General features: G+C 67.6%; 10 protein-coding genes. 5 read left to right on the top strand and 5 right to left on the bottom strand.

The window, feature by feature from the left end; all coding sequences use genetic code 11:
• Nucleotides 1–27 precede the first annotated feature (27 nt).
• From QM019_RS03775 to QM019_RS03765, 3 genes are all read right to left on the bottom strand, one after another.
• A complete protein-coding gene (locus QM019_RS03775; protein WP_282851922.1) occupies nucleotides 28–996 on the bottom strand; it encodes an ABC transporter permease in 969 nt (322 codons plus the stop codon).
• Nucleotides 993–1,328 carry a hypothetical protein gene (locus QM019_RS03770; protein WP_282851921.1) on the bottom strand — a complete coding sequence of 112 codons (336 nt, stop codon included), beginning with the start codon at nucleotides 1,326–1,328 and terminating at the stop codon, nucleotides 993–995. The genes QM019_RS03775 and QM019_RS03770 overlap by 4 nt, the downstream gene beginning before the upstream one ends.
• 183 nt (nucleotides 1,329–1,511) lie before the next feature.
• Entirely contained in the window at nucleotides 1,512–2,660 is a 1,149-nt protein-coding gene (locus QM019_RS03765) for an ABC transporter substrate-binding protein (protein ID WP_282851920.1), read from the bottom strand.
• Here QM019_RS03765 and QM019_RS03760 point away from each other — a divergent pair.
• From QM019_RS03760 to QM019_RS03750, 3 genes are all read left to right on the top strand, one after another.
• Nucleotides 2,651–3,379, top strand: coding sequence for a FadR/GntR family transcriptional regulator (locus tag QM019_RS03760; RefSeq protein ID WP_282828351.1), 729 nt, complete (start codon nucleotides 2,651–2,653; stop codon nucleotides 3,377–3,379). The genes QM019_RS03765 and QM019_RS03760 overlap by 10 nt on opposite strands.
• 200 nt (nucleotides 3,380–3,579) lie before the next feature.
• The gene (locus QM019_RS03755) at nucleotides 3,580–4,917 is read left to right on the top strand and encodes an MFS transporter (RefSeq protein WP_282828349.1); all 1,338 of its coding nucleotides are present in this window, start codon (nucleotides 3,580–3,582) and stop codon (nucleotides 4,915–4,917) included.
• 34 nt (nucleotides 4,918–4,951) lie between these two features.
• Entirely contained in the window at nucleotides 4,952–6,226 is a 1,275-nt protein-coding gene (locus QM019_RS03750) for an alpha-hydroxy acid oxidase (protein WP_282828347.1), read from the top strand.
• Nucleotides 6,227–6,418: 192 nt separating this feature from the next.
• Here QM019_RS03750 and QM019_RS03745 read toward each other — a convergent pair whose 3' ends face one another.
• Together QM019_RS03745 and QM019_RS03740 are read right to left on the bottom strand one after the other, a co-directional pair.
• Nucleotides 6,419–7,402, bottom strand: a complete 984-nt coding sequence (locus QM019_RS03745; protein ID WP_282851919.1) for an NAD(P)-dependent oxidoreductase — start codon at nucleotides 7,400–7,402, stop codon at nucleotides 6,419–6,421.
• A complete protein-coding gene (locus QM019_RS03740; protein ID WP_282851918.1) occupies nucleotides 7,396–8,655 on the bottom strand; it encodes a glucarate dehydratase family protein in 1,260 nt (419 codons plus the stop codon). The genes QM019_RS03745 and QM019_RS03740 overlap by 7 nt, the downstream gene beginning before the upstream one ends.
• A gap of 121 nt (nucleotides 8,656–8,776) precedes the next feature.
• On the opposite strand from QM019_RS03740, the gene QM019_RS03735 reads away from it, so the two are divergent.
• Both QM019_RS03735 and QM019_RS03730 read left to right on the top strand, forming a co-directional pair.
• Nucleotides 8,777–9,277 carry a LysR family transcriptional regulator gene (locus QM019_RS03735; RefSeq protein ID WP_282851917.1) on the top strand — a complete coding sequence of 167 codons (501 nt, stop codon included), beginning with the start codon at nucleotides 8,777–8,779 and terminating at the stop codon, nucleotides 9,275–9,277.
• The gene (locus tag QM019_RS03730) at nucleotides 9,201–10,304 is read left to right on the top strand and encodes an ATP-binding cassette domain-containing protein (protein ID WP_282851916.1); all 1,104 of its coding nucleotides are present in this window, start codon (nucleotides 9,201–9,203) and stop codon (nucleotides 10,302–10,304) included. The genes QM019_RS03735 and QM019_RS03730 overlap by 77 nt, the downstream gene beginning before the upstream one ends.
• Nucleotides 10,305–10,476: the final 172 nt, after the last annotated feature.

Below are 10,476 nucleotides of genomic sequence, written 5' to 3'. Positions count from 1 at the left end.
ACCCAACCGGGGACGCTTTGCGTGCGCCTACTTCTCGTTGGCGAGGCGCCAGCGCTGGCCCGGGTCGGTCGCGATGCGAAGCCATGCGGCGAGCACGTTCGCGCACACCGTCGTAATGACGATCGCGAGGCCCGGCAGCACCGACTGCCACCAGGCGATCTGCAGGTACTCGCGACCCTGCGACACCATGAGATCCCAGCTGAGGTCCGGCGGCTGAATACCGATGCCGAGGAAGCTCAGCGACGACTCGGCGAGCATCACATAGCAGAACTCGAGCGTCGCGAGCGAAACGATCGTCGGCAGCACGTTCGGGAAGATGTGGCGACCCATGATCGTCACGGGGCTCGCGCCGAAGTTGCGCGCCGCATCCACGAACATGCGCGTGCGCAGCTCGGCGGTCTCGGCCCGCGCGGTACGCAGGTAGATCGGGATGCGGGTCAGGGCAAGCACGAGCACGATGTTCGCGGCGCTCGGGGCGAAGATGTAGAGGATGACGAAGGCGAGCAACAGCGACGGGAACGACATGATGATGTCACCGACGCGCATCGACACGCTCTCGCGCCATCCGCGGTGGTAGCCGGCCCAGATGCCCCAGGCCGTACCGATGATGCCGGCGACGACGACCGCGGCCAGCGAGACGCCGAGGCTCGTGCCACCCGCGATCATCATGCGGGCGAGCATGCTGCGCCCGATCGCGTCGGAGCCGAGGATGAACTGCCACCCCTCGCCGACGCTGAACGGCGGCAGGTTTCGGTTGGGCAGGTCGGGTCGCTGCGCGAGGTCGCTCACGAGCAGCGGCGCGACGAGCGAGGTGAGGATGATGAGGATGAGCACGATCGCGGCCGTGGTCGCGAACTTGTCGCGCAGCAGCAGCGTGAACAGACTCGGTTTGCCGCCATCGCGCTTCAGCTGGCGGCGGTCGGCCTTCGTCGTGAGAATCGCTTCCGTGCCGCCGGCGTCGACCGCCGGGGTGTACTTGGGCCGGGTGTCGGTCATGCGACTGCCCCCTGGGTTCCGGGTACCTGAGTGGATGTGGTGGTGCCGGTGCTCGAGGCCGAGTCGGCGGATGCGGTGGCCACGGTCGCCTTGATGGCGCCGGGCTTGACGGTGCGCACACCAGTCGTGGCCGGCTCGCCGTCCTTCTTTCCCTGCTGCTTCGCGCTGCGACCGGTGGGGCGAACCCGCGGGTCGAGCGCCGCGTAGAGCAGGTCGATGACGATGTTCAGCACGAAGATCGCGACGGCGGTGACGAGCACGCCAACGGGGCGCATCATCAGCGTCGCGACGGGCAGGTCGAGGCCGTTGCGGGCCGCGAAGTCGGCCTTCATCTCCTCGGTCGCGCTCAGCGGGAGGTAGAGCGACGACGGATCACCCGTGAGGCGAGCGAGGAAGAAGACGCCGATGACGACGACGATCAGCGGGATCGCGCTTTGGAGGATGCGCTTCCCTAGGTAATTCAGTACGTGAGTTCCTCTCTGAACCGTTGCGTTGAGTCGGGTACGGTGCCGGCGCTACGCCGAGGTCACCGTGGAGATCCGCAACTCGTCGCCTGATGCCGAGTTCGGGGTGTAATTGATGCGGTCGGAGATACCGAGCATGCCGGGCTGGTGGGAGATGAACGCCATCTGCACGATCGATTCGACCTCGTAGTTCATGATTTCTTCGTACGCGGCCTCGCGCTCGTCGCCGGAGAGTGGGCGGGCAGCATCCATCATCGCGTCGAACTCGTCGGTGCCGAACTCGCTCTGCGGGCCGTCGGAGAGGAAGTACTGGTCGACCGAGAACTGGGCGTCACCAGCCTGGTTTCCGTGCTGGATCAGCAGCATGATGGGCCCCTGGTTCGTGACGAACGGCGCGGTCTGATACTCGAGGTGCTGCGCGGTCTCGAGCATCTGCAGGTTCACGTTGAGGCCGATCTCGGCGAACTCACCCTGCAGAATTTCGGCCATTTCCTGAATCTTCGGGAACTGGGCGGTGCGCACGACGAGCTGGATCTCGGTGTCAACCGGCACGCCATCGGCGCGGGCCTCCTCGACGAGCTGGCTGGCCTTTTCGGGGTCGAAAGGCCAGGGCTCGAGGTCGGGGTTGTGGCCAACCACGCCCTCGGGGATGATCTGCGCCGCCACCTGGTCGCCGTTCGGGTAGAGCGCGTCGACGATGCCCTGTTTGTCGATCGCGTAGTTGATCGCCTGGCGGATGCGGATGTCGTCGAGCGGCGCGACGTTGCCCTGGAAGCGCACGGCGACAGTCTCGTTGTTCGGGTACGGGACACCGTAGTCGCCGATGCCGTCGTCCTGACTTAGGCCGGTCGCAATGTCGGCCTCGCCGTTCGTGATCATGGCCGCGCGCACGGTCGCCTCGCCACGCCACACATACTCGACGTTGGGGAACTCGGGCTTGTCGCCCCAGTAATCGGCAAACTGGGTGAGGCGAATGTTGTTGCCCGAGCTCCAGTTGGCAATCTCGTAGGGGCCGGTGCCGGCGGGCTCGCGCACCTTCTCGGTGTCGGAGGTGGCGGGCGAGACGATCTCGATGAATGAGAGCTTCAGCGGCAGAATTGGGTCGGGCTCTTCGGTCGTGATCTTCAGCGTCGTGTCGTTGACGACGTCGAGGCCGTGGCACCCGGGCGGCGAATGCAACAATTGTGCGAATGAAGGCACACGAAGTGGTTATGGCGTGGGTCACCGACGAACTCGCGAGCGGCCGTCTGCACGTCGGCGACCACCTGCCGAGTGAGCGCACGCTCGCCGAGACGCTCGGCATTTCGCGCGGCTCGGTGCGCGAGACGATGCGCGTGCTCGAGTCGCTCGGCACGATCCGCACCTCGACCGGCTCGGGCCCCCGCTCAGGCACGATCATCACGGCGGCACCCGAACAGGCGCTCACGCTCGCGCTCAACCTGCAGCTCGCGACACGGCAGGTCGATCACCACCACATCTTTGAGATGCGGCTGCTGCTCGAGACGTGGGCGGCCGAACACTCCGACCCCGCCCTCGGCGATTGGGAGAGTGCCGAGCGACTGCTCGACCTCATGGACGACGAGTTGCTCCCCGTCGAGGATTTCCTTCCGCTCGACGCCGAGTTCCACGTCGTGCTCTCGCGCGCCGCGGACAACCCGCTCATCAGCACGCTCATGGATGCACTGCGGCTGTCGATCGCCGATCACACGCTCGCGCTCGCCCACGCGATTCCCGAGTGGGCGACGACCTCGCACAGGCTGCGGCGCGAGCACCGGGACATCTTCACCGCGCTCCGCGAGGGCGACCGCGAGGCCGCGGCAGAGCGTATCCAGGCCCACATTCGCGGGTACTACTTCGAAACGTCGACGGCCGGCGAAGGCGCAGGCAGCCTCGGCGCTCCCGCCACCGGCGCCGAGTAGTTCCCAGCCGCACCTTCTTAGGCCGGGCGACCGCGCCCGGGGGTCTCCCCTGTGCGTTTTGAACATTTTTTGTTGACGCGTTGAACAGCGAGTGCCTACACTCGTGTGGTCAGACCACAAGGTCATACCACACGTGTGGCCTACCCGCATCCGCACTGGCAGCGGAAATCTCAGTAGCAAAAATCTCAAGGGAGAGATTCATGAACGCACCGGGAACACCTACCCCTACACCCGACACCACAGAGAAACTCAACCTGCGCGTGCTCCTCGGCAGCCTCAGCGGCAGCGTCATCGAGTGGTTCGACTTCCTCGTCTACGGCACGGTCGCCGCGCTCGTCTTCAACAAGCTCTACTTCCCGAGCGACGACGAGTTCGTCTCAACGATCCTCGCGTTCGCGTCGTTCTCGCTCACGTTCTTCTTCCGCCCACTCGGCGGCATCATCTTCTCGCACATCGGCGACCGCATCGGCCGCAAGAAGACGCTGTTCATCACGCTCACGCTCATGGGCGGCGGCACCGTCGCGATCGGACTACTGCCCGACTTCGCGGCGATCGGCGTCGCCGCGCCGATCCTCCTCGTCTGCTTCCGCATCCTGCAGGGGCTCGGCATCGGCGGCGAGTGGGGCGGCGCGCTGCTGCTCGCCTACGAGTACGCCCCGAAGCACCGGCGCGGACTCTACGGCGCCGTGCCGCAGATGGGAATTAGCCTCGGCATGCTGCTCGCCTCGATCGTGATCGCCCTGCTCACGCAGCTGCCCGACGGCCAGTTCCTCACGTGGGGCTGGCGCGTGCCCTTCGTCGCGAGCATCATTCTCGTGTTCGTCGGCCTCTGGATTCGCAACGGCCTCGACGAGACCCCCGAGTTCCGCCGCATTCGTGAGACCGGTGCCCGCCTCAAGCTGCCGATCAAGGACGTCGTGACGAAGCACTGGGGCGCCGTGCTCGTGTCGATCGGCGCGAAGGCTGCCGAGACCGGCCCGTTCTACATCTTCGGCACCTACGTCGTCGCCTACGCAACGAACGTGCTCGGCGCCCGCGAAAACGTTGTGCTACTCGCGGTCGGCGCGGCCTCGCTCGTCGCGACCATCTGGATGCCGATCTTCGGCGCGATCTCTGACCGCGTCTCCCGCGCCCTGCTCTACCGTTGGTCGGCGATCGCGACGATCGTGCTCATCGTTCCCTACTACCTTGTGCTCAACACCGGCGAGACCTGGGCGCTGTTCGTCACGACAATCATCGCCTTCGGCCTGCTGTGGGGCAGCGTGAACGCGATTCTCGGCACGCTCATCGCCGAGAACTTCGCGCCCGAGCTGCGCTACACCGGCGCGACCCTCGGCTACCAGCTTGGTGCCGCGATCTTCGGCGGCACCGCCCCGATCATCGCTGCCTGGCTGCTCGAGATCAGCGGAGGCGAGTGGTGGCCCATCGCGGTCTACGTCGCGATCTGCGCCAGTATCTCGGTGATCGCGTCGTTCTTCATCAAGCGCGTTGCGCACGTCGAAACCGCTATCACTCCGGCAGCCGTGCCCGAGGCGTAGTCCCAACATCGTCGAAAACGAAAAGGTCTCCACCATGGTGCAACGTCAGCTGCCGAACCCCTCGGACATCTTCGAGTACATGCAGTTCAAGAAGCCCGATTTCAACCTCAAGCGCCGCCGCCTCGAGGCGGCCCTCACCGTCGCCGACCTTCGGAAGATCGCGAAGCGCCGCACCCCCGCGGCCGCCTTCGACTACACCGACGGTGCCGCCGACGAAGAACTCTCGATGCGCCGCGCCCGCCAGGCGTTCCGCGACATCGAGTTCAACCCCGACATCCTTCGCCCGGCCGAGCACGTCGATACGACCATCAACATCCTCGGCGGCACGAGTGCCCTCCCCTTCGGCATCGCCCCGACCGGCTTCACCCGGCTCATGCAGACCGAGGGCGAGACCGCTGGCGCCGGCGCTGCCGCGGCGGCGGGCATCCCGTTCTCGCTTTCGACCCTCGGCACGACCTCGATTGAAGAAGTGCAACGGGTCAACCCGAACGGGCGCAACTGGTTCCAGCTCTACGTCATGCGCGACCGCGAGATCTCGTACGGCCTCGTCGAGCGCGCCGCAAAGGCCGGCTTCGACACGCTCATGTTCACCGTCGACGCGCCGATCGGCGGCAACCGCATGCGCGACACCCGCAACGGCTTCTCGATTCCGCCGCAGCTCTCGGTGAAGACAATCGTCGACGCGATCCCGCGGCCCTGGTGGTGGTGGGACTTCCTCACGACGCCGAAGCTCGAGTTCGCCTCGCTCTCATCGACCGGCGGCACCGTGGGTGAGCTGCTCAGCTCGGCGATGGACCCCACCATCTCTGACGACGACCTCTCGATCATCCGCGACATGTGGCCAGGCAAGCTCATCGTGAAGGGCGTGCAGACCGTGCCCGACGCCGTGCGGCTCATCGACAAAGGGGTCGACGGCATCGTGCTCTCGAACCACGGCGGCCGCCAGCTCGACCGCGCGCCCGTGCCGTTCCGTCTGCTCCCCGAGGTCGTGCGCGAGGTCGGGAGCGACGCGAACATCATGCTCGACACCGGCATCATGCACGGCGCCGACATTGTCGCCTCGATGGCGCTCGGCGCGAAGTTCACGCTCGTCGGCCGCGCGTACCTCTACGGCCTGATGGCTGGTGGCCGCGAGGGCGTCGACCGCATGATCGAGATCCTCGGCTCGCAGATTCGTCGCGCGATGGCGCTGCTCGGCGTCTCAACCATCGACGAGCTCGAGCCGCGGCACGTCACACAGCTGCAGCGCCTCGTGCCGGTGCAGGGATCGGCGGCCGCGCCCGCCGGGTCTCGGGTGACCGGGGCGTAGTTGCTTGGGCCGCGGGCGACTACCGGGGGCGCAAAGTACACACCCGTGGCACATTCGCGTGTGGCTGGGAGGGCCGCAATAACGGCCCAAGCTCTCGGTGGTGCGGCTGCGGCCGGTGCCGTGAGGCCTTGCCCAGCCCCGGGCATCCGGACGAATGGCGAATTAGCCCGGAATCAGGCGCCAACCCCGCCCCTACCGAACCTGGCGCTCGAGGGGCAAGCCCGCGGCGAGGAGGTCGATGTTGTGGGCGATGTCGCGGGCGCGGGCGATGAATACCTGCTCGGCGTGGCCGGAGTGGTGGGGGCTGACCACGGTGTTCGGGAGGCTCGCGAAGCGCGCGACCGACTCGGGGGCGCGGAGTCCGTCGTTGCCGCCCCACCACACGTCGAGGCCGACGCCCGCGATCGTGCCGTCGGCGACCGCCTCGGCCACCGCATCCTCGTCGAGCACGCTGCCGCGGGCGACGTTGAGCAGGTGCGCAGTCGAATTCATCGCGGCGAGCTGCGGCCGCGAAATCATGCCGCGCGTCTCGTCGTTCAGCGGCGCGCACACGACGACCACGTCGCACTCGCCAAGGAACGCCTCGAGCTCATCAAAGCCGTAGACGCGCTCGAACGACGAGCCCGCGGGCACGCCGGCCGAAGCGTTGCGGCGAACGCCGATCGTGCGCATCCCGAGCCCTGCCGCGAGCGCCGCGACCTCCTGGCCGATCTCGCCGGTGCCGACGACGCCGAGCGTGTCGCCGAACGCAAGCCGGTGGTACGGCGTGGCCGGGTCGCTCGCGACCGTGTGCCACTTCCCCGACCGCAGCTGCGCATCCGTCGTCAGCGCTCGCCGGCGCAGCATGAGCAGCTGCATAATGACGTGCTCGGCGATCGAGCGGCCGTGGTGACCGGTGTCGCAGATCGAGACGTCGGCGGGCAGCAGCGCGGCGTCGACGCGATCGGTGCCCGCGCCGGTCACGTGCGCGAGGCGGATGCGCGACTCGCGCAAGTCGGCCGGCTCGGCCAGCTTCGAGAGCACGAGCACGTCGGCCTCGGCCGCCACTCGGTTCAGCTCGTCGGCGTCGCCCGAGGTCGCGTAGACCCACTCGTGAGGCTCGGCCGTGGCCTCGAGCTGCGCGCGAAAGGGCGCGATGATTGGGTCACTGACGACGATGCGCAGCGGAGTTACCACTTCGGAACCTCGGGCGAGAAGTCGGGGCGGATGCGGTGCATGTACGTCGTGTCGTCGCGCTGCGTCTGGCCCGCGTCGAGATACTGCTGGTGCAGCGCCACGAGGCGGTCGCGGTCGAGCTCGACACCGAGCCCGGGGCCCTCGGGCACGTTGACCGAGCCGCCCTCGATGGTGAACACGTCGCCGACGATGATGTCTTCGTCGGCACGCTTCCACGGCCAGTGGGTGTCGCAGGCGAAGCTGAGGTTCGGCGTCGCGGCCGCGAGGTGAATCATCGCGGCGAAGCTGATGCCGAGGTGCGAGTTCGAGTGCATCGACAGGCCCCAGTTGACCGTTTCGCAGATGCCGGCGAGCAGCTGCGAACGCTTGAAGCCGCCCCAGAAGTGGTGGTCGCTCAGCACGATGTCGACCGAGTTCTGCTCGATGGCCGGGCGGATGTGGTCGAACGAGACGACGTACATGTTCGTTGCGAGCGGGATGCTCGTGCGCTGCTTGACGGCGGCGAGGCCGTCGAGTCCGACGGTCGGGTCCTCGAGGTATTCGATGACGCCTTCGAGCGCCTCGGCGACCTTGACCGAGCTCTCGACGCTCCAGGCGCCGTTCGGGTCGATGCGCAGCAGCACGTCGGGGAACGCCTCGCGCAGGGCGAGGATCGCGGCGACCTCCTCCTCGGGCGGGAAGACCCCGCCCTTGAGCTTGAGCGCGGTGAAGCCGTAGCGGTCGATCATGGTGCGGGCCTGCTCGACGATGCCGGCCGGGTCGAGCGCGGGGCCCCACGCGTCGTCCTCGCCGGGCTCGTTCTGCTCGGTGAGGTGGCCGCCCCACTTGTAGAACAGGTAGCCGCTGAGCTCGACGCGCTCACGCACGCGGCCGCCGAGCAGCTCCGACACCGAGACGCCAAGCTGGCGGGCGCGGATGTCGAGCGAGGCGACCTCGAACGGCGAGAGCACGCGGTCGGAGGCGGTGGTGCCGGTGACCATGCCCGACATGCCGTGGCCGCCCTCGATAGTGTCGTTCTCGAGTGCCTCGATGACGCGACGGCGTAGCTCGTTCGTCTCGGTGACCTCGACGCCGAGCAGCACCTCGGCCGCGAGGGCGAGCCGCTGGATGTGCTGGGCATCGCCGTAGGTCTCGCCGAGGCCGACGGTGCCGTCAGCGGCGGTGACCTCGATGATGGCGCGCAGCGCGAAGGGCTCGTGCACGCCGACCGAATTGAGCAGCGGCGCGTCGTGGAACGCCACTGGCGTGATCACGATCTCGGAGATGCTGCCCGGGGTCGCCCTGGTAGCTTGCTGGTCATCGCGTCGAAAACGGCGGATCTGTTCCACGGCGTCATTGCCTTTCGTCGGTGCACTGGGACACGGCGCGGTCGCCGTGGCCGAAGAGTTGCACTTCGGTGAGGCGGCCGCGCGGCTGCAAATGACGCAGCCGCCGCTGAGCCGACAGATTCAGCAGCTCGAGCGCGAGCTCGACACCCAGTTGTTCGTACGCACGAGCCGTCGCGTCGTGCTCACCGAGGCCGGTCGGGTGCTGCTGCCGCACGCCCGCCAACTCCTCGACCTCGCCGACCGGGCCGCCGCCGACACGAAGGCGGTGGGGCTCGGCGCCGAGGGCAGCCTGTCGATCGCCTATACCGCGATGTCCGGACGGAGCATCCTGCCCGCCATCGTCAAGCTCGTGAATAAGCACCTGCCGGGGGTGCGCCTCAACCTCACCGAGCGCATCACCGCTGACCAGCTCGACGAGATCGAGCGCGGCACGGTCCACATCGGACTGCTGCACCCGCAGCTCAACCGCCTTGCGCGTCGCGTTCCAGGTCGGCGACCAGCTCGTGGATGCGGTGCAGGGCGTCAGACTCGACCTCGCGCCGGGTGAGATTCTCTCGATCGTGGGTGAGTCGGGCTCAGGCAAGAGCACCGTCGTGAACGCGATTCAGGGCCTGCTCTCGCCGAACGCGAAGATTCAGGGCGGCTCGGTGCGCTTCGACGGCCGCGACATGCTGCGCCTCAACGAATCACAGTGGCGCGAGGTGCGCGGCAAAGACATCGGCTTCATTCCGCAGGACCCCGCCGGCTCGCTCAACCCCGTACGCAAGGTGGGCATTCAGGTGGCCGAGCCCCTGCTCATCCACCACCTCGCCGACCGCAAGTCCGCGACGAGCAAGGCGGTCGAGCTGCTCACGATGTCAGGGCTCACGCACCCCGAGGAGCGCGCGAACCAGTACCCGTTCCAGTTCTCGGGCGGCATGAAGCAGCGCTCGCTCATCGCCGGCGCGCTGTCGACGAGCCCGAAGCTGATCATCGCCGACGAGCCGACGAGCGCCCTCGACGTGACGGTGCAGAAGCAGATTCTCGACTACATCGAGCAGCTCGTGCAGGAGCTCGGCGTGGCCGTGCTCATGATCACGCACGACCTCGGCCTCGCTGCCGTGCGTAGCGACAAGGTCGTCGTGATGCGCAAGGGCGAGGTGGTCGACGCCGGCCCCGCCCGTGAGGTCATGTCGAACCCGAGCGCGAGCTACACGCGCACCCTCACGGCGGTCGATCACGCGAACCTCATCGACCGGTTCCCCGACGAGCTCTCGGGCGGGCAGCGCCAGCGCGTCGCGATCGCGCGCGCCCTCGCGCTCGAGCCCGAGTTCGTCGTGCTCGACGAGGCCGTGTCGGCGCTCGACGTATCGGTGCAGGCGCAGATTCTCAAGCTGCTCGACGAGCTGCAGGGCGAGCTCGGCCTGAGCTACCTCTTTATTACCCACGACCTCGGCGTCGTCGCCGAGTCGGCCGACACCGTCGCCGTGATCCAGCACGGCAAGATGCTCGAGTACGGCCCCACCGCCGAGATCTTCCGTCACCCGCACAGCGACTACACGCGCAAGCTGCTCGACGCGGTGCCGAGCCTGTAGCCCGCGCCCGCGCTGCCCGACCGGGCCGCGCATCCGCCTGCGCTCACTTTGTGGGTGGTTCGGCCGGCGCGTAACAGTGTTGCGGGGCGCGTGCGACATACTCGGTCACACGGCTTGGGATGCCCAGGGTCGCCCGCTTGACTGGATGCACGGCCCGGACACCGCGACACGG

The organism is Gulosibacter sediminis (assembly GCF_030011715.1).
GTDB classification, from domain to species: Bacteria; Actinomycetota; Actinomycetes; order Actinomycetales; family Microbacteriaceae; genus Gulosibacter; species Gulosibacter sediminis.
Note: the sequence above shows the minus strand (reverse complement) of the source record. Positions and strands in the feature narration are given on the sequence as shown.

Excerpts from the sequence above, each read along its gene's own strand:
- QM019_RS03755 (WP_282828349.1), top strand. The coding sequence starts at position 3,580 with ATGAACGCACCGGGAACACCTACCCCTACACCCGACACCACAGAGAAA.
- QM019_RS03775 (WP_282851922.1), bottom strand. The coding sequence starts at position 996 with ATGACCGACACCCGGCCCAAGTACACCCCGGCGGTCGACGCCGGCGGC.
- QM019_RS03760 (WP_282828351.1), top strand. The coding sequence starts at position 2,651 with ATGAAGGCACACGAAGTGGTTATGGCGTGGGTCACCGACGAACTCGCG.
- QM019_RS03750 (WP_282828347.1), top strand. The coding sequence starts at position 4,952 with ATGGTGCAACGTCAGCTGCCGAACCCCTCGGACATCTTCGAGTACATG.
- QM019_RS03770 (WP_282851921.1), bottom strand. The coding sequence starts at position 1,328 with ATGAAGGCCGACTTCGCGGCCCGCAACGGCCTCGACCTGCCCGTCGCG.